The organism is Bradyrhizobium sp. SHOUNA76, assembly GCF_023006445.1.
In the GTDB taxonomy this organism is placed as follows: domain Bacteria; phylum Pseudomonadota; class Alphaproteobacteria; order Rhizobiales; family Xanthobacteraceae; genus Bradyrhizobium.
The window spans coordinates 1-16616 of sequence record NZ_JALBHA010000088.1; the positions used below are offsets into that span (position 1 = coordinate 1).

The 16616-nt window shown below is 64.3% G+C and carries 16 protein-coding genes and 1 pseudogene; 9 read left to right on the forward strand and 8 right to left on the reverse strand.

Features of this window, described 5'->3' with window-relative positions; all coding sequences use genetic code 11:
* The first annotated feature begins 105 nt into the window (after nucleotides 1-105).
* Nucleotides 106-1908 (forward strand): adenine deaminase C-terminal domain-containing protein, encoded by a 1803-nt coding sequence (locus MOV74_RS13075; RefSeq protein ID WP_246922317.1) that lies wholly within the window; start codon nucleotides 106-108, stop codon nucleotides 1906-1908.
* 16 nt (nucleotides 1909-1924) lie between these two features.
* On the opposite strand, the gene MOV74_RS13080 is transcribed toward MOV74_RS13075, so the two are convergent.
* Nucleotides 1925-3148, reverse strand: a complete 1224-nt coding sequence (locus tag MOV74_RS13080; protein WP_246922321.1) for a metalloprotease — start codon at nucleotides 3146-3148, stop codon at nucleotides 1925-1927.
* A gap of 282 nt (nucleotides 3149-3430) precedes the next feature.
* Here MOV74_RS13080 and gcl point away from each other — a divergent pair, with 282 nt between their 5' ends.
* From gcl to MOV74_RS13100, 4 genes are all read left to right on the forward strand, one after another.
* On the forward strand, nucleotides 3431-5215 hold the full coding sequence (gene gcl, locus MOV74_RS13085; RefSeq protein ID WP_246922323.1) for a glyoxylate carboligase: 1785 nt from the start codon (nucleotides 3431-3433) through the stop codon (nucleotides 5213-5215).
* 11 nt (nucleotides 5216-5226) lie between these two features.
* Nucleotides 5227-6012, forward strand: a complete 786-nt coding sequence (gene hyi / locus MOV74_RS13090; RefSeq protein WP_246922325.1) for a hydroxypyruvate isomerase — start codon at nucleotides 5227-5229, stop codon at nucleotides 6010-6012.
* 191 nt (nucleotides 6013-6203) lie between these two features.
* A complete protein-coding gene (locus MOV74_RS13095) occupies nucleotides 6204-7106 on the forward strand; it encodes a 2-hydroxy-3-oxopropionate reductase (RefSeq protein ID WP_258719529.1) in 903 nt (300 codons plus the stop codon).
* Between the two features lie 112 nt (nucleotides 7107-7218).
* Nucleotides 7219-7602 (forward strand): DUF1236 domain-containing protein, encoded by a 384-nt coding sequence (locus MOV74_RS13100; RefSeq protein WP_246922329.1) that lies wholly within the window; start codon nucleotides 7219-7221, stop codon nucleotides 7600-7602.
* Nucleotides 7603-7647: 45 nt separating this feature from the next.
* On the opposite strand, the gene MOV74_RS13105 is transcribed toward MOV74_RS13100, so the two are convergent.
* The 3 genes from MOV74_RS13105 to MOV74_RS13115 form a co-directional block, all read right to left on the reverse strand.
* The gene (locus MOV74_RS13105) at nucleotides 7648-8025 is read right to left on the reverse strand and encodes a VanZ family protein (protein ID WP_246922331.1); all 378 of its coding nucleotides are present in this window, start codon (nucleotides 8023-8025) and stop codon (nucleotides 7648-7650) included.
* A gap of 76 nt (nucleotides 8026-8101) precedes the next feature.
* Entirely contained in the window at nucleotides 8102-8698 is a 597-nt protein-coding gene (locus MOV74_RS13110; protein ID WP_404979139.1) for a thiamine pyrophosphate-dependent enzyme, read from the reverse strand.
* 22 nt (nucleotides 8699-8720) lie between these two features.
* On the reverse strand, nucleotides 8721-9287 hold the full coding sequence (locus MOV74_RS13115) for a thiamine pyrophosphate-binding protein (RefSeq protein WP_246922334.1): 567 nt from the start codon (nucleotides 9285-9287) through the stop codon (nucleotides 8721-8723).
* 238 nt (nucleotides 9288-9525) lie between these two features.
* Between MOV74_RS13115 and MOV74_RS13120 the strand changes: the two genes are divergently transcribed.
* Both MOV74_RS13120 and MOV74_RS13125 read left to right on the forward strand, forming a co-directional pair.
* Nucleotides 9526-10575: a hydroxyacid dehydrogenase gene (locus MOV74_RS13120; RefSeq protein ID WP_246922337.1), complete on the forward strand. Its 1050-nt coding sequence runs from the start codon at nucleotides 9526-9528 to the stop codon at nucleotides 10573-10575.
* A gap of 111 nt (nucleotides 10576-10686) precedes the next feature.
* Nucleotides 10687-11127, forward strand: a complete 441-nt coding sequence (locus MOV74_RS13125) for a flagellar basal body rod protein FlgC (protein ID WP_246922341.1) — start codon at nucleotides 10687-10689, stop codon at nucleotides 11125-11127.
* Between the two features lie 49 nt (nucleotides 11128-11176).
* On the opposite strand, the gene MOV74_RS13130 is transcribed toward MOV74_RS13125, so the two are convergent.
* Nucleotides 11177-12118 carry an ornithine cyclodeaminase family protein gene (locus MOV74_RS13130; RefSeq protein WP_246922343.1) on the reverse strand — a complete coding sequence of 314 codons (942 nt, stop codon included), beginning with the start codon at nucleotides 12116-12118 and terminating at the stop codon, nucleotides 11177-11179.
* Between the two features lie 161 nt (nucleotides 12119-12279).
* Here MOV74_RS13130 and MOV74_RS13135 point away from each other — a divergent pair, with 161 nt between their 5' ends.
* Nucleotides 12280-12492 (forward strand): hypothetical protein, encoded by a 213-nt coding sequence (locus tag MOV74_RS13135; protein ID WP_246922346.1) that lies wholly within the window; start codon nucleotides 12280-12282, stop codon nucleotides 12490-12492.
* Between the two features lie 3 nt (nucleotides 12493-12495).
* On the opposite strand, the gene MOV74_RS13140 is transcribed toward MOV74_RS13135, so the two are convergent.
* The 3 genes from MOV74_RS13140 to MOV74_RS13150 all read right to left on the reverse strand — a co-directional run bounded on the left by MOV74_RS13140 (nucleotide 12496) and on the right by MOV74_RS13150 (nucleotide 16025).
* Entirely contained in the window at nucleotides 12496-13074 is a 579-nt protein-coding gene (locus MOV74_RS13140; protein WP_246922349.1) for a GNAT family N-acetyltransferase, read from the reverse strand.
* 6 nt (nucleotides 13075-13080) lie between these two features.
* Nucleotides 13081-15438, reverse strand: a complete 2358-nt coding sequence (locus tag MOV74_RS13145) for an Orn/Lys/Arg decarboxylase N-terminal domain-containing protein (RefSeq protein WP_246922352.1) — start codon at nucleotides 15436-15438, stop codon at nucleotides 13081-13083.
* Nucleotides 15439-15545: 107 nt separating this feature from the next.
* Nucleotides 15546-16025, reverse strand: a complete 480-nt coding sequence (locus MOV74_RS13150) for an Lrp/AsnC family transcriptional regulator (protein ID WP_246922355.1) — start codon at nucleotides 16023-16025, stop codon at nucleotides 15546-15548.
* 145 nt (nucleotides 16026-16170) lie between these two features.
* Here MOV74_RS13150 and MOV74_RS13155 point away from each other — a divergent pair.
* Nucleotides 16171-16616, forward strand: a pseudogene (locus MOV74_RS13155) (alanine dehydrogenase); the annotation flags it as partial.

Sequence of the window (16616 nt, forward strand, 5' to 3'; positions counted from 1 at the left end):
GCTCGGCGCCTAAGGCGTAAGCAGGGCCTGCCGTTATATTTGCGCTTGCCCGCTATGGCGCGGGGCGTAACCATCGCGGGGCCGTAACGCCACGCGAGGGTCCCGATGACCAGACTTACCCGCTTCGCCGTCGCACCGCTGCATTCGATGACCCGGCGTCTGGCCGATGTCGCCTCCGCGCGTCTCGCGCCCGATCTCGTCGTCACGGGCGCGCGGGTGCTTTCGACCTATTCGGAGCGCATCCACGCGAACCGCGAGGTCTGGATCACCGGCGGCCGTGTCGCCGCGGTGAAGCCGGCCGGAACAGCCAAGAAGGCGTGGAGCGGCGTCGCGACCTACGACGCGGCCGGCGGCATCATCGCGCCCGGCCTCGTCGATCCGCACATCCACATCGAATCCTCGATGGTGACGGCCTGTGCTTATGCGGAGGCCGCGCTGCTGAACGGCACCACCACGATCTTCTGCGACAGCCACGAGATCGGCAACGTCATGGACGTCGTCGGCGTCGAGGCGATGCTGGAGGACGCGCGGCAAGCGCCGCTGTCGATTTTCCTGACGGTGCCGAGCACGGTGCCGGCGACCTCGGCGGAGCTGGAGACGGCTGGCGGGGATCTCACGCCGGATAAGATCGCCGGCCTGTTCGACCGCTGGCCGGAGGCTGTCGCGCTTGGCGAGAAGATGGACTTTGTGCCCGTCACGATGGGCGACGAGCGTAGTCACGCCATCCTCGCGGCCGCGTTGAAGCGTGGCCGTCCCGTCTCTGGTCACGTCTATGGCCGCGAATTCGTTGCGGCCTATGCGGCATCGGGCGTGACCGATACCCATGAAGCGATCGACCGCGACATCGCCGACGACCTGCTCGATGCCGGCGTCTGGGTGTTCCTGCGCGGCGGTCCACCGACGACGCCCTGGCACTCGCTGCCGCAGGCGATCCGCACGGTCACCGAGTTAGGGGCCTCGCACAAGCGGACGGCAGTTTGCACCGACGACCGCGATGCCGACGATCTCCTGTTGTTCGGTCTCGACTGGGTGGTGCGGGAAGCCGTGAAGGCCGGCATGTCGCCGGAGCAGGCATGGTCGATGGGCTCGCTGCACGGCGCAACCCGCTTCGGCATGGACGGCGACATTGGCGGGCTTGGTGGCGGGCGCCGGGCCGATCTCGTGCTGATGGACGATCAGCTCAAGCCACAATGCACCTGGTACGGCGGTGAGCTGGTGGTCGAGCGCGGCAGGATCACGCCGCTTCTCGATCAGGCGCTATCGCAGCGCTATCAATATCCGAAGGCTGCTTACGCCACCGTCAAACTGCCGGAGACGATGAAGCTGACGCCGGAGCTGCCGGCGAAGGCTTGCACCGTCAACGCGATCAGGACCGCGCTGCCGGGCATCACGCTGATCCACGAGAAGGTCAAGATCGAGCCGGCAAAGGATTGGCCGGAATTGTTCGCGCGCTACGGCCTGTGCTTCGTCACGGTGGTCGAGCGCCACGGCAAGTCGGCTGGCAACGTCGCTTACGGCCTGCTGAAGGATTTTGGTCTGAAGCGCGGCGCGGTCGCCTCCAGCGTCGGCCACGACAGCCACAACATCATCGTTGCCGGCACCAACGAGGCCGACATGCAGGTCGCGATCGCCGCCATCAAGGAGCAACAGGGCGCCGTCTGCCTCGTCGCCGAGGGCAAGGTGAGGGCGCTGGTGCCGCTGCCGATCGCCGGACTCCTGTCCGACAAGCGCGTCACCGAAGTGGCCGAAGAGGTCAAGGTGCTGAAGAAGGAATGGGCGGAAGCCGGCTGCACCATCCCCTACATGGGCTTCAATCTGATTCCGCTATCGGTCATTCCGGAAATTCGTATCACCGACAAGGGCCTCGTGCTGGTACCGCAAATGGAGCTGGCACCGCTGTTCGAGTGAGCGGCAGGCGGCGCGATCAGACGTGTGAAATCACCCAAATCCCGCGAATGACCATTGCATACAAGATCATGGTGGCCATGGACGCGAAGGCAAGCACAATGCCGCCCTTGAGCGGGAGCGGTTCGAGCGCAATCGTCTGGTGGCCTGACAGATAGCGGTGCAGCGCGAACAGCAGAAATGGAATGCCGATCAGGAAAGATTGAAAGTAGATCGCCAGGCCGAGGCCAACCAGTACCCCGATCCATCCCATGATCACGGCAAACGTTCGGTTCACCGAGCCGACCAGTGCATTGAGAATCAGGCCGCCATCGAGTGGATAGATCGGCAGCAGGTTGGCGGCATTGACGATCGCCATCATCTCCGTTGCCTTAAGCAGCTCGATCTTCCCGGTCGCTTGATACATTGCGAACAGTCCGAGTGTCGGAATGAGGCTGAAGCCAGGTCCCATCAGCGCGATAAATCCCAACCGACCCTCGCTTCGATACGCCCTCTTTGGAATCGCGGCGCCGCCGAAGAACGGGATGAGGTAGATGCCGTGAACTCCGACGCCGGTCGTCAGCATCGCCACGGCGTGTCCAGCTTCGTGCAAAGCGATTACGATCGACAGCAGCAGCGCGGACTTCAAGCCAAACAAGTAGCAGAAACTGAGCAATGCCAGGACCGACAGCACCAATCCGTGATTGGCAATCGCTGCAAGCTGGCTGTGCGTACCGGCTTCCAATTCGCATTGCTGCTTGATCATGTCCGCCATTCGGCGCAGGCCGATCGGATAGACGATGCGGTCGCTGAAGGAGCGGATGGTCAGTTCGTTGAACATGGTGAGCGCAGTCCCCTCGGGGATGGCTTCGACCGTCAGTCCGGTCTCGCGATCGCGACCGTCTTCCGGCGGGACCGAGAGCGTGTGCTCGACCGCCCGCGAGGTGAAGATGCCCCGGTCTTCGTCGCGTATGATCTCGCGGGAGACCGCCCGTGCCCTGGGTTGGCCGCTGATAGCGACACGCGTCAGCCAAAGACCGTGGTCGTCGGGCAGAGGGCCATGCGAAATCTCGATCACCGGCGGTCCGTTTAGGACGATCAGATTAGCGGTATTGAATCGCCACACGGCCTCGCGCGGCGCCTTGATCAGGACAGTGGACGCAAAGCGCGGTCGATTGCGCGACCGCAACGCATCGAGGAGGCCCTGCAGGACGTAAAAAGCGATACGCAACAACTCGATCGGCAACGCCAGCAATCGCAGCATGTGGGGACTTCCGATAGATACCCTGAGATCATGCAACCTGCGTAGGCGGCTGGGGGTGATCTGGTCAAGCCGAGCTCGACGAGGCTGCACAGATTCTGTCGACGTTCATCGCAAGGGATGCGGCCGTATCCCGGTTTTCATTGATTTGCCGATCTAACCGATTGAAGTGTCCGCTGTTTTTCGGCGCCCGCCGCATCGTGGAAAATAAAATCGATCTCGTTGAGATCGGCTTCTGCACGCCCGATGATCTCGCTCGCTGACGCAATTTGAGCGAGGTCCGATATGGCGAAGATGCGAGCTATCGATGCGGCTGTCCGTATTCTGGAGAAGGAAGGCATCTCGACCGCCTTCGGGGTTCCCGGGGCCGCGATCAATCCGCTCTACTCGGCGCTGAAGAAGCGCGGCTCGATCCGCCACATTCTGGCGCGTCATGTCGAGGGCGCCTCGCATATGGCCGAGGGCTATACGCGGGCCAAGGCCGGCAATATCGGCGTCTGCATCGGCACGTCAGGGCCGGCCGGCACCGACATGATTACCGGGCTTTATTCGGCGATCGCCGACTCCATTCCGATCCTCTGCATCACCGGGCAGGCGCCGCGCGCGCGACTCTACAAGGAGGATTTCCAGGCCGTCGACATCGAGTCGATCGCAAAGCCCGTGACGAAATGGGCGGTGACGGTGCGCGAGCCGGCGCTGGTGCCGCGCGTGTTCAGCCAGGCGTTTCATGTGATGCGCTCAGGGAGGCCGGGGCCTGTGCTGATCGACATGCCGCTCGACGTGCAGCTGGCCGAGATCGAGTTCGACGACGAGACCTATGAGCCGCTGCCGGTCTACAAGCCCACCGCCACGCGCAAGCAGGTCGAGAAGGCGCTGGAGATGCTCAACGCCGCCGAGCGCCCGCTGATCGTCGCGGGTGGCGGCGTCATCAACGCCGACGCCTCCGATCTCCTGGTCGAGTTCGCCGAGATCACCAACGTGCCCGTCGTGCCGACGCTGATGGGGTGGGGCGCGATCCCCGACGATCACGTGCTGATGGCGGGCATGGTCGGCCTCCAGACCAGCCATCGCTACGGCAACGCCACGCTGCTCGAATCCGACTTCGTGCTCGGCATCGGCAACCGCTGGGCCAATCGCCACACCGGTTCGGTCGAGACCTACACCAAGGGCCGCACCTTCGTGCATGTCGACATCGAGCCGACCCAGATCGGGCGCGTGTTCAATCCCGATCTCGGCATCGTCTCGGACGCCAAGGCTGCGCTCGAGCTGTTCGTCGCCGTCGCCAGGGAGTGGCGGCGGTCAGGCAGGCTCCGCGAGCGCCAGGCGTGGCCCGTGGCCTGCCGCGATCGCAAGAAGACCTTGCTGCGCAAGAGCCATTTCGACGACGTGCCGATCAAGCCGCAGCGCGTCTATGAGGAGATGAACAAGGCGTTCGGTCGCGACACCACCTATGTCACCGTGATCGGCCTGTCGCAGATCGCGGGCGCGCAGTTCCTCGGTGTCTACAAGCCGCGCAACTGGATCAACGCGGGGCAGGCGGGGCCGCTCGGCTGGACATTGCCCGCGGCGCTTGGCGTGCGCGCCGCGTGTCCGGATCGCGAGATCGTGGCGCTCTCTGGCGACTACGACTTCCAGTTCCTGATCGAGGAGCTCGCGGTCGGGGCGCAATTCAATCTGCCCTACATCCACGTGGTCGTGAACAATTCCTATCTCGGCCTGATCCGCCAGGCCCAGCGTGGCTTCGACATGGACTATCACGTCCAGCTCTCGTTCGAGAACGTCAATGCGCCGGAGCTCAATGGATATGGCGTCGACCACGTCGCGGTCGCCGAAGGCCTCGGCTGCAAGGCAATCCGCGTCACTGACCCGAAGGACACGCAGGCGGCATTCGCCACCGCGCGCGAATTGATGGCCAAGCACCGCGTGCCCGTGGTGGTCGAGTTCATCCTGGAACGCGTCACCAACATCGCGATGGGCACGGAGATCGACAATATCGTCGAGTTCGAGGAGGTGCTGGACCTTCCGCTCGACGAGGTCGCAACCACACGCGTGTTGCAGCCGGCGGAATAGGAGAGAAGATCATGCCGAAGTTTGCCGCCAACCTCACCATGCTCTTCAACGAGATGCCGTTCCTCGACCGCTTCAGTGCTGCGAAGGCGGCGGGCTTTTCCGGGGTCGAGTATCTCTTTCCCTATGATTTCGAAAAGGCGCAGCTGCGCAAGCAGCTCGAGGCCCACGGCCTGACGCAGGTGCTGCACAATCTGCCGGCGGGCAACTGGGCGGGAGGCGAGCGTGGCATCGCGATCCTGCCCGATCGCACCGCCGAATTCCGCGACGGCGTGTTCCGCGCGATCGACTACGCCAAGGCGCTGGATTGCGAACAGCTCAACTGTCTCGTCGGTATCGCGCCTGCCGATGCCGATCCACGCGAGCTTCAGGAGACGCTGGTCGGCAATCTGCGCTTTGCGGCTTCGACGCTGGCGCGGGAGAACATCAAGCTCCTGGTCGAGCCGATCAACACGCTCGACATTCCCGGCTTCTTCCTCAACGGCACCGAGCAGGCGGTGCAGCTGATCTCGGATGTGCGGTCGAATAACCTCTTCATCCAGTACGACATCTACCACATGCAGATCATGGAAGGCGATCTCGCCCGCACCATGCAGGAATATCTGCCGCAGATCGCCCACATCCAGCTCGCCGACAATCCCGGCCGCCACGAGCCGGGCACCGGCGAGATCAACTACCCCTTCCTGTTCCGCCATCTCGATGCGATCGGCTATCGCGGCTGGATCGGCTGCGAATACAAGCCCCGCACCACGACGCTGGAAGGCCTTTCGTGGCACGCCGCGCAGACGTTCGAGACGTGAGACCACGGTTGCGGTGCGCTCCCTCTCCCGCTTGCGGGAGAGGGCTGGGGAGAGGGTATCTCCACGATGGGAATCTCTGAGGCGCGCCGAGAAAGTCCCAAGGAGGAGAAAGCCCTCACCCGGCACTGCGTGCCGACCTCTCCCGCAAGCGGGAGAGGTGCATCGAGCGCGTGGATCGACTTAGCCCAAATCTGGAGGAATTAGACATGATCGACATCGGCTTCATCGGACTTGGCACCATGGGACGGCCGATGGCCGGTCATCTCCTGGCCGCGGGCCATCGCGTTCTCCTGCACGACGTCGCGCCCGTTGCGCCGGACCTGATTGCGGCCGGTGGCATTGCCTGCAAGTCCAGCAAAGAGGTCGCGGAAGAGGCGGACGCGGTCATCATCATGGTGCCTGATACCCCGCATGTGGAGGCCGTGCTGTTCGGCAAGGACGGGGTCGCCAGCGGCATTTCCAAAGGCAAGATCGTCGTCGACATGAGCTCGATCTCGCCGCTGGCGACCAAGGAGTTCGCGAAGAAGATCGAGGCGCTGGGTGCTGACTATCTCGACGCGCCGGTGTCGGGCGGAGAGGTCGGCGCCAAGGCCGCGAGCCTCACCATCATGGTGGGCGGGCCGGAGCGGGCGTTCAACACCATGAAGCCGGCCTTCGACAAGATGGGCAAGAACGTCACCCGCGTCGGCGCCAATGGCGACGGGCAGACGACGAAGGTTGCCAACCAGATCATCGTCGCGCTGACGATCGAGGCGGTGAGCGAAGCCCTGTTGTTTGCATCGAAGGCCGGAGCCGATCCGGCGCTGGTGCGGCAGGCACTGATGGGCGGATTCGCCTCCTCGCGCATCCTCGAAGTCCACGGCGAGCGCATGGTGAAGCGCAATTTCGATCCCGGCTTCCGCATCGAGCTGCACCAGAAGGATCTCAACCTCGCGCTCGAAGGTGCGCGTGCGCTCGGCCTTGCGCTGCCGAGCACGGCTGTGGCGCAGCAATTGTTCTCGTCCTGCACCGCGCATGGCGGCAAGGGGTGGGATCATTCGGCGATGGTGCGGGCGCTGGAACTGATGGCGGGGCACGAGATCGCTGCTAGCTGAACTGTTACGCCGTAACAGTCTCCAGATCTGGGGTGTCTTTCGCCACGGGGAACCGGAACAACGGCCCGGCCCCGTGGTTGAAGGCGCGTATCAATCACTGGAGGCTTAAGACATGAAAACTCGTCTTGCGATTACGTTGGCTGCCGCGTCGCTGCTGGCGTCGAGCGCAGCCTTTGCCCAGTCGACGACCGAACAAGGCGCCAGGGATGGCGCGCGCGCGGGCGGCGATATCGGTGGTCCGGTCGGCGCGATGGTCGGCGGCACCGTCGGTGCGGCCGTCGGCGCGGGTCTCGAAATTCCGAATGCGATTCTCGGCGGAATCCCGCGAAGTGACTCGGTTGTCGTGGAGGAGCGTGTCGTGGTCGGCGAGCCGCTGCCTCCGACCGTGGTGCTGCGCCCGGTGCCGAACTACACCGAGTATCGCTATGCGGTCGTGAACGACCGCCGTGTGATCGTCGAGCCGCGCACCCGCCGCGTCGTCAAGATCATCGACTGATCGGCGGCTGACCTTACGCGTTGAGAATATGGGCCCTGCGGAGCGTCACTCCGCGGGGCCTTCGCTTGCCACGGTGGAACTCGTGCGAAGGCGCGTGAGGAGCCAATCGGCTGCGGCCGCGAGCGCAAAGCCGATGCAGGCGGTGAGCGCGTCGACCAGAAAATCCTCCAGCCGGGCGTGGCGTCCGGGTGCCCAAAACTGCATCAGCTCGAGCACGCCGATCAGGGCGACCGCGGCCGCTGCGCTCGGCAGGCGCCGGCGCGGATAGGCGAGGCCGAAGGCCAGTCCCACCAGGATGAATGCAAGCGCATGTTCGCCGTCCTGGCCCAGGTCGGAATGGGGGCGCAGTCCGGAGGGACCGAGGGTTGCGAAAGTAACGGCGGCCGCGAGCAGCCAGGCAATGGAACGAACCAAAATGGACATCCGGCTCGCTTAGCACAGATTTGCGGTGGGCCGGTACAGTCCCCCATCAGATCGACGTGTAGTTAATGACAAAATGTTAAAGTGGCTCGCGCACGCCCAGCCCGTGCATGAAGCGCTCCCGGATCTGCACGGGATCACGCCTTGTGGTGCCGACACCGGGCTTGTCGTCGATGCGGACCGCGATCAGGCTCGGTTCGGTGGCCGACATCGCCGCTTCGACCAGACGTTCGAAATCCTCCTCGTCCGCCGCCCAGGCGCTGTTGGAAAGGCCGGAGCCGACGGCAATGGCAACGATGTCGGCGACGCTTGCCGCAGGTGTCGGCTGTGCGCCGGTAATCTGGTAGATGCCATTGTCCATCACGACCATGATGAGGTTCTTCGGCTTCAGGCTCGCAATCGTCGAGAGCGCGCCGAGCTGCATCAACAGCGAGCCATCGCCTTCGAGTGCGAAGACGCGGCGGTCGGGCTGCGCCAGCGCGACGCCGAGCGCGATCGGAAAGGCGAGCCCCATGCTGCCCAGCATGTAGAAATTCTGCGGGCGGTGGCCGGCGGCCCAGAGGTCGAAATTGGTGTTGCCGATGCCGCCGATCACGGCTTCCTCGTGCTTGAGCCTGGCGATCAGGCGCGAGGTGACATCGAAGCGGTTCATCACCTTGGTATTGCCAGTGTTCATGGCAGTATTCATTTGGCCGACCTCACTTGTCGAAGGTCTTGCCGCCCGTGAGCAGCGGGTTGAGGATCAGCGCCACGGGCGTCTGCGTCGTGACGGCCTGCTTGATCGAGCGGTCGGCGATGAACTCGAGCTCGTCGAGCCGGGTGATGGTGTGGTGCTCGAGCGCCAGCGAGTCGAGCACCGGCCGCATCGTGCGGCAGACCAGCGACTGCCCGTAGTTGAACTCGCCGAGCGTGCCGCGCTCGGAGACGAACATGATCAGCGGGATCTGATAGGGGACCGCGAGCGAAGCCAGGACGTTGGCGAGCGTGGCAAAGCCGGAGGTCTGCATCAGCACCGCGCCGCGCCGACCGCCCATCCAGGCGCCCGAAACGATGCCGACCGCCTCCTCTTCGCGGGCGGTGGCGAAGGTGGTGAAGAAGGGGTCGGCGTGCAGGTTCTGGATCAGCGGGGTCAGCACGCGATCGGGCACGTAAGGGATGAGGCTGATCTCGTTCCGTTTCAGGGTTTGCAGGACGATGCCGTGCCAGCTGATTTCGCCGGCCCCCTGCGTCGCCTGGGGCGAAGTCTGCTGCTCCGCAATCGCCATTGCGTTCTCCCTTGGTCCGCGCATGCTTCTTGGTTTTGACCGTCGCGGCAATCGGCCGAACTTGACGCAGCGGGCGGGATTGTCAACATGTCGCGGTCGGCACCGTGATCTGCGCCAGAAGACCTGCCGTGGCCGGCGCCGCCATGTCATATGTGTGCGACGAAGAAATGGGAGGAAGCACGGAGGGGGCGCGCGCCGCGCTGGCCTTGCTGATTCCTGGAGAGCCGGAAGGGTCCTGATGTCGGTCAACAGCAAGCGTGTCGTCTACTCCAATTATCTGGCCAATCCGATCTATATCGACATCCTCAAGGCGCGGCCCGACGTCCAGCTCGATCGCATCGAGAACGGGAGCCCCGAAGATTTCTACGCGCCGCTCCTTGGCGCTGCCCATGTCTACCAGGTCGGCGCCGCCCGCGACGAGCTCGCCCCGCATTTCCATGTCGATGCCGCCTTCCTGAAGCGCGCACCGAACCTGCTGCTCGTTTCCAGCAACGGCGCCGGCTTCGACCCCGTCGACGTCGAGGCCTGCACGGCAGCCGGCGTCGTGGTTGTCAACCAGTCCGGCGGCAACGCCCATTCGGTTGCCGAGCACGCGCTGGCGATGATGCTGACGCTGTCCAAGCGCATCATCCAGTCGGATCGCCGCCTGCGCCGCGACCGCGACGTCAACCGCAACGATCTCGTCGGCAACGAGGTCGAGCAAAAGACCGTCGGCATCATCGGCCTCGGCAATGTCGGCCGCCGCATCGCCGCGCTGTGCAAGGGCCTGCTTGGCATGAAGGTGCTGGCCTATGACCCGTATCTCACCGCCGAGGTGATGGCCGAGCGGGGCGGGGAGAAGGTGGAGCTGGACGAGCTGTTGCGCCGCGCCGATTTCGTCTCGATCTCTTGTCCGCTCAACAAGGGCAGCCGCAACATGATCAGCGTGCGCGAATTCGCGCTGATGCAGCCGCATGCCTACTTCATCACCACGGCACGCGGCTTCATCCACGACGAGGATGCGCTGCTTCAGGCCCTGCGCGACAAGCGCATCGCCGGTGCCGGCCTCGACGTCTGGTCCAAGGAGCCGCCGCCACCGGAGCATCCACTGCTCCAGTTCGACAACGTGCTGGCGAGCCCGCACACCGCAGGCGTGACCATCGAGGCGCGCCAGAACATGGGCCGCATTGCGGCCGAGCAGGTGCTGGACACGCTCGACGGCAAGCGTCCCCCGCGTATCATCAATCCCGAGGTCTGGCCGGTTTATGCGGAGCGGTTCAAGCAGGTGTTCGGGGTGATGCCGGGGTAGGGCCCGCGGGGTCCGGTTGGCCTCTTTGGTTATCACGACGGAAAGGCAAAGCGGCGCTTCTTATCAATCGGGTAAGTGAACGCGTATCACTTGTCCTGTAGTTGAAAGTCCATGAGCATATTCTCGATTGCGACATCCGGACTTTCTGCGGCGAGCTTGCGCGTGAACGTGGCCGCGAGCAACATCGCCAATGTTCGCACCACCGGCCCGCTGCCAGCCTCAGACGGGTCGAGCACATCGGCCGTTACGGGCAGTTCGGGCATTGCTCCGACGTTTCCCGCGGCCTACGTGCCATTGCGCGTCGACCAGTCGAGCGGCTCGACGCCGGGCGGCACTATTGCGACGGTGTCGACGGTCTCGCCGAGCTATACCGCACAATCCGACCCTACCGCCGCCTTCGCAAACCAGGATGGCCTGGTCGCAGCGCCGAATGTCGACATCGCCAGCGAATTCGTTCAACTGGCGGCCGCAAAGTACAGCTTCATTGCCAATGCGAAGGTCATTCAGGCCTACGCGGAAACGACAGAGTCGCTCCTCGACATCAAGGCTTGAACGCTGACGTCGGCCTTGCTTCGCCGGCCTCCTGCTCCGGACAGGTCGTCTATCCCAACTTCGCACCGAGTTGCTGGAACACTGCCTCGCAGGTCATGAGGTCGAGATGGCCGCCGCCCGCATTCTTGAAGAAGGTTATGTCGGACGGTGAGGCGCGTCCTTGCACACGGCCACTGGCGAGATCGTAGAGATCGCCGAGCACCTCCGTCTCGCTGATCGCGCCGTTCGCGATCGGTTGCAGGATGTCGCCGACGCCATGGAAGGCGGATTCCCTGCGGTCTACGAACACACGCGAGATTCGAGCCGCGTCGTCGTCGGCTTCACGGGTTTGCGGCGTGTAGCCGCCAACGAGATCCAGATGCGTGCCTGGCCGCAAATTGCGTCCCTTGATGAGCGGCTGATGCGATCTCGTGCAGGTGGTGATCACGTCAGCCTCGCGCGTCGCGGCGTCGAGATCCATGGTCGTTTCCGCTTTCACGCCGTCTTCCACCAACCGCCTGGCGAGGTCGGCGGCCCGCTCCGGGCTTCGATTCCAGATCACGACGCGCTCGATCGACGGCCTCGCCGTCCGATGCCCCCGGATCAGCCATTCGGACATCTCACCGGCACCGACGCAAAGCAGCGTTAGAGGGCTGGGCGGGCCGAGCAGTTTCGTGCCGAGTGCGGAATCGGCAGCCGTGCGCCAGTGCGTGATCTCGGTCCCATCCATCGCCGCCAGCGGCCGCCCGTTAGTGCCGTCGAACAGCACGCACACAGCCTGCACCGCCGGCATCTGGCCTCCCGCCAGATTGGTGGGGAAGCTGGTGAACATCTTGCTCGCCATGTAGCGGCCGGGATCGACCGCGCTGCGGATGACGTATTGCCCTTTCTCGTCGCCAAGGAAGGCGTCCAGAACCTCCATCTTCGACCGGCGGTGCGCCTCTTCCAGGGCCGCAATGAGGATCGGAAACGTCAGTACTCTGGTGACTTCGGCATCGGAGACAAAGCGCAAGGCAAGATCCTCATGGACGGCCGGCACTTGCCCATAAACCCGCGCGGCGGGTTCCGCAACGAATCTTCGGTCGGGACTGCCCGGACTTGATCCGCGTCAAAATCTCCTTTCCCCGATCAGCCTAAATGGGACTAGAGTGCTGCGGGGCAGCAGGAGGCGCCATGTCTACTTATGTCGTCAGGTTCATGAAGAACGTGCTCGGCGAATACGGCCGGCAGTGCGAGGTCTGTCAGGGCACGCTCGAGATCGACGCCGCGGACGAGGACGAGGCCACGGAGCGGGCGAAGGCAAAGTTCTGCGAGGACCAGGCGTTGCATCATTGGTCGCTGCATGCCGACCGTATCCAGGTCAGACCGGCTGACTTTCCGTCCTGAGTTCTAGCGGCCCGGCGCTGTGACGGGTGGCGGCGCCGTCGTCCCGGCGCCGAGCGATCGCTGCACCATGACGGTGTCGGACCAGCGGCCGTGGCGATAGGCGACGCCGCAGAGCAGACCGGCGCGCGCGAAGCCGAACTTTTCGTGCAGCGCCAGCGAGGGCGCGTTGTCGGCGTCGATATAGCCGATCATCTGGCGGAAGCCGGCCGCCGCACAAGCATCGATCAATTCCTGCAGCAGCAGTCGTCCGACCCCGCGGCCGAGTTGCTCGTGGTGAACGTAGATCGAATGCTTGGCGGTGTAGCGATAGGCCGGCCGCTTGCGGAACTGCACGGCGTAGGCATAGCCAACCACCTCGCCGCGAAAGGTCGCGACCAGGTGCGGCAGGCGGGTCTGCTTCAGGTTCTTGCGCCGGTCGCGCAAATCGTCCGGCTCGGGCGCGCCGGTTCCCTCGACTTCGCGGGGTACGCCGTTGCGGACGTGGTGGCGGTAGATCGCCAGCATCGCCTCGACGTCGCTCTCACGTGAGGTGCGGACCAGGACCGCCTCGTCGTCCGCACGTGCCATTGCCGTTTCGTTCATTCGCACCTACTCGGCAACGACGTAAGTGTACAGCCCGATCCTCCCCTGAGCATCGACCTCCTTGTAGATGCCCTGGATCTCGACGTCGAAGCCCGGAAAGGTGTTGAAGCAGGTCTCGAACATCTTGAGATAATCCACCATGGGCTTGGCCCGTTCGTTCAGCCGCTCGCCCGGAACGATGGTGGCGATGCCGGGCGGATAGACCACGAAGGGCGTGGTGGCGATGCGGCCCCCAATGGCCTCGATCGGCAGATAGTCGACGTCGTTCTTGAACAGGTAGCGCGCGGCATCGCGCGGCGACATCGCGATCTCAGGCATATGCTCGGGCATGAACTGCCGCGCCTGGAGCGCGCTGACGTCGGCGGCACGGAAGAAGCGGTGCATCTCGCTGCAGAGGTCGCGCAGGCGCACGCCGGCATAGCGCGCTTGCCGACGTTGGTAGAACTCCGGGATGACGTCCGCCAGCAGCGCATTGTCGTCGTGCAGGCGCTTGAATGCGACGAGGCCGGAGATCAGCGTTCCGGCCTTGCTCGCCTCGACTCCGGGGGTGAGCAGGAAGAGCAGGGAGTTGAGGTCGTTCTTCTCGGGGACGATGCGGTTTTCGCGCAGGTACTGCGCGACGACCGGCGCGGGGATGCCGTGCTCGACATAGGCCCCGGTGGTGCGGTCGAAGCCGGGGGTCAGCAGCGTCAGCTTGTTCGGGTCGGTCATGGCAAAGCCCTCGGTGAGGCCGGGGAAGCCATGCCAGTTGCTGTCCGGGGAGAGCTGCCACAGCGTGGGATTGGTGGCGAGCTCGTCGGTGGAGAGCGTCTCCCAGGCAACGTTGTGCGCAGCGCCGGGGCGGCTGACGTCGGGAATCGCGACGCGATCGGGAACGAACGGCTCGAAGAACCAGCGCCGGTCCGGATTCTGCTCCTTCTCCTCGAATTCGCGGCGCATCGCGCGGATCTTCTTGCGCAACTCGATGCCGAGCCGGATCGTGTCGTCCCACAGCACCTCGCCGGAGCGGCCCTTCATCATCTGCGCGCCGACGTCGAGGGAGGCGAACAGGGGATAGAACGGCGAGGTGGAAGCGTGCTGCATGAAGCTCTCGTTGAAGCGGCGATGCTCGACGCGCCGCTTCTGGCCGCGGATGTGGCGGTCCTTGATGTGAATCTGCGAGGCCTGCGAGAAGCTGGCGAGCTGCTTGTGGGTCGACTGCGTCGCGATGATGCCGGGCGCCTCGGGGGGAAGATTGGACAGGCCCATGGCAAAGCGGCCGGCATAGAGCGGGTGGAACTTCATGAAGCCGGCCCAGGCCTCGTCGAACAGGATGTATTCGCAGAGATGGCCGATGCGTTTCAGGATCATCTCGGCGCTGTGAATCGTGCCATCATAGGTGCATTGCTCGACGACAGCCACGCGGAACGGCCGCTCCTTGCGCCAGGCGTCGCGATCCCCAACCAGCGGATGGTTACGGATCGCCTCGCGCAAGGCCTTCTCGTCGAGCATGTCCCAGCGCATCGGGCCGATCAGGCCCCAGGCGTTGCGGATGGTCGGGACGTAGACCGGGACGCCGCCGTTGATCATCAGCGCGCCGTGATGGGCGGCCTTGTGGTTGTTGCGGTCGAACAGCACGAGATCGCCGTCGGTGACGAGCGCGCCGAGCGCGACCTTGTTCGAGGTCGAGGTGCCGTTGAGCACGAAATAGGTCTTTTCCGCGCCGAAGATCTGGGCGGCTTCCTTCTGCGCCCTCAGCGCGGGACCTTCATGGGTGAGGAGGTCGCCGAGGTCGAGCACGGAATTATCGAGGTCGTCGCGGAACACGGATTCGCCGAGATGCTCGACGAACACGCGTCCGATCGGGCTGCGGTTGTAGAACACGCCGCCATTGTGACCGGGGCAGGTCCAGAGCTGGTTGCCTTCCTCGGCATAGTCGACCAGCGCGCCGAAGAACGGTGTCTTGAGCGTCTCGGCATATTGCTTGAGCCGGCTGATCAGGTTCTTGGCGATGAAGGTCGGCGTCTCCTCGGACAGGAAGACATAGCCGTCGATGAAGTCGAGCACCTCGACCGGCAAATCCTCGAAGCGCTTGCGCCGGATCAGCAGGATGATCGGAAAGTCGAGGCCGCGGCGCCGCATCAGGTTGATCAGCGCCGAGGTCTTGCCCTCCAGGCCCTTCTTGCCCCAGTCCACCACCATGCAGCCGATCGCGGCATCGGTCTGCACCGCCATCTCGGCGTCTTCGAGCTTGCGGGCCCGGACCACCTCGAAGCCGGAGCGCTGGATCTCCTCGATGATCTGGTTGAAGCGGACGCCCTCGAGATCGTCGGCGTCGAACACAGGTGCGGCGAACAGGAAGTTGAAGCGCTTGAAATAGTCCATGTCGGGTCCCGAATGTGCGGAGAGACACAGCTCTCGGCACATTCGATGACAATTCGATGACAGCGGCCAGGGATGGGCTCGGTCGCGTTTGCGGAAGGGGAGAGCCGCTAGCGCTTTGCCTCGCCGAACACCACCGTGGGTACTGCGCGGTTGACGATTTCGCGTAGCGCGAAGCTCGATTGCACGCGCGCGACGCGCGGCAGTCGGGACAGCTCGGTGCGGTGGATACGCTCGAAATCCTGGATGTCGCGGGCAAGCACGATGAGAATGTAGTCGTCTGTCCCCGACATTAGGAAGCAACGCACGACGGAAGGGCATTTCACGACCTCCGCCTCGAACGCCTTCAGCGCCTCGTCGCTCTGGCTCTCCAGTGCGATGCGAACCAGCACGGTTGTGGTGAGGCCGAACTGGGCGAGGTCGAGCGCGGCGCGGTAGGCCTGGATGTAGCCCTCGTCCTCGAGCGCCTTCTGCCGCCGTGCCAGCGCCGTGCTTGATAGCCCGACCTTGTTGGCAAGCTCGGTGTGGCTGGCACGCGCATTGGTCGTGAGTTCCGCGAGGATTGCGAGGTCTTTCCGGTCGAGGGGCAAGGTTTCGTTTCCAGCGTGAAGGGGAGCTTCAGCGCCGGAAACCGGCGCGGGTCTGCCGAAACTAGCGGATATTTGCACGAAACCAAACCGGCCCCGTCGTTACGATGAGGAACAGAATCAAGGCGTCGGCAAAGGAGCCCGGAAGATGCGTGTCGGTGTGCCCAAGGAGATCAAGGTACAGGAATATCGCGTCGGGCTCACCCCGGGCGCCGTCCGTGAATATGTTGCAGCCGGGCACCAGGTGATGGTCGAGACCGGCGCCGGCGGCGGCATCGGCGCGTCCGATGAGGTGTATCGGCGGGCAGGGGCCACCATTGCCGAGAGCGCCCGCGACATCTTTGCCAAGTCCGACATGATTGTGAAGGTGAAGGAGCCACAGAAGAGCGAATGGGCCCAGCTCCGAGAAAGCCAGATTCTATTTACCTATCTTCATCTTGCGCCGGATCCGGAGCAGGCCAAGGGCCTGGTTGCCTCCGGCTGCACCGCGATCGCCTATGAAACCGTCACGGACGCGAATGGTCACCTCCCGCTGCTCGCGCCGATGAGCGAAGTCGCCGGGCGCCTCGCCGTCGAGGCCGCCGGCGCCGCGCT

What these genes read in the sequence shown, in the direction of transcription:
- MOV74_RS13075 (WP_246922317.1), top strand. Translation starts at nt 106, where the DNA reads ATGACCAGACTTACCCGCTTCGCCGTCGCACCGCTGCATTCGATGACC.
- MOV74_RS13105 (WP_246922331.1), bottom strand. Translation starts at nt 8,025, where the DNA reads ATGTCCATTTTGGTTCGTTCCATTGCCTGGCTGCTCGCGGCCGCCGTT.
- MOV74_RS13140 (WP_246922349.1), bottom strand. Translation starts at nt 13,074, where the DNA reads ATGAACGAAACGGCAATGGCACGTGCGGACGACGAGGCGGTCCTGGTC.
- gcl (WP_246922323.1), top strand. Translation starts at nt 3,431, where the DNA reads ATGGCGAAGATGCGAGCTATCGATGCGGCTGTCCGTATTCTGGAGAAG.
- MOV74_RS13110 (WP_404979139.1), bottom strand. Translation starts at nt 8,698, where the DNA reads ATGAACACTGGCAATACCAAGGTGATGAACCGCTTCGATGTCACCTCG.
- hyi (WP_246922325.1), top strand. Translation starts at nt 5,227, where the DNA reads ATGCCGAAGTTTGCCGCCAACCTCACCATGCTCTTCAACGAGATGCCG.
- MOV74_RS13115 (WP_246922334.1), bottom strand. Translation starts at nt 9,287, where the DNA reads ATGGCGATTGCGGAGCAGCAGACTTCGCCCCAGGCGACGCAGGGGGCC.
- MOV74_RS13080 (WP_246922321.1), bottom strand. Translation starts at nt 3,148, where the DNA reads ATGCTGCGATTGCTGGCGTTGCCGATCGAGTTGTTGCGTATCGCTTTT.
- MOV74_RS13145 (WP_246922352.1), bottom strand. Translation starts at nt 15,438, where the DNA reads ATGGACTATTTCAAGCGCTTCAACTTCCTGTTCGCCGCACCTGTGTTC.
- MOV74_RS13120 (WP_246922337.1), top strand. Translation starts at nt 9,526, where the DNA reads ATGTCGGTCAACAGCAAGCGTGTCGTCTACTCCAATTATCTGGCCAAT.
- MOV74_RS13135 (WP_246922346.1), top strand. Translation starts at nt 12,280, where the DNA reads ATGTCTACTTATGTCGTCAGGTTCATGAAGAACGTGCTCGGCGAATAC.
- MOV74_RS13100 (WP_246922329.1), top strand. Translation starts at nt 7,219, where the DNA reads ATGAAAACTCGTCTTGCGATTACGTTGGCTGCCGCGTCGCTGCTGGCG.
- MOV74_RS13125 (WP_246922341.1), top strand. Translation starts at nt 10,687, where the DNA reads ATGAGCATATTCTCGATTGCGACATCCGGACTTTCTGCGGCGAGCTTG.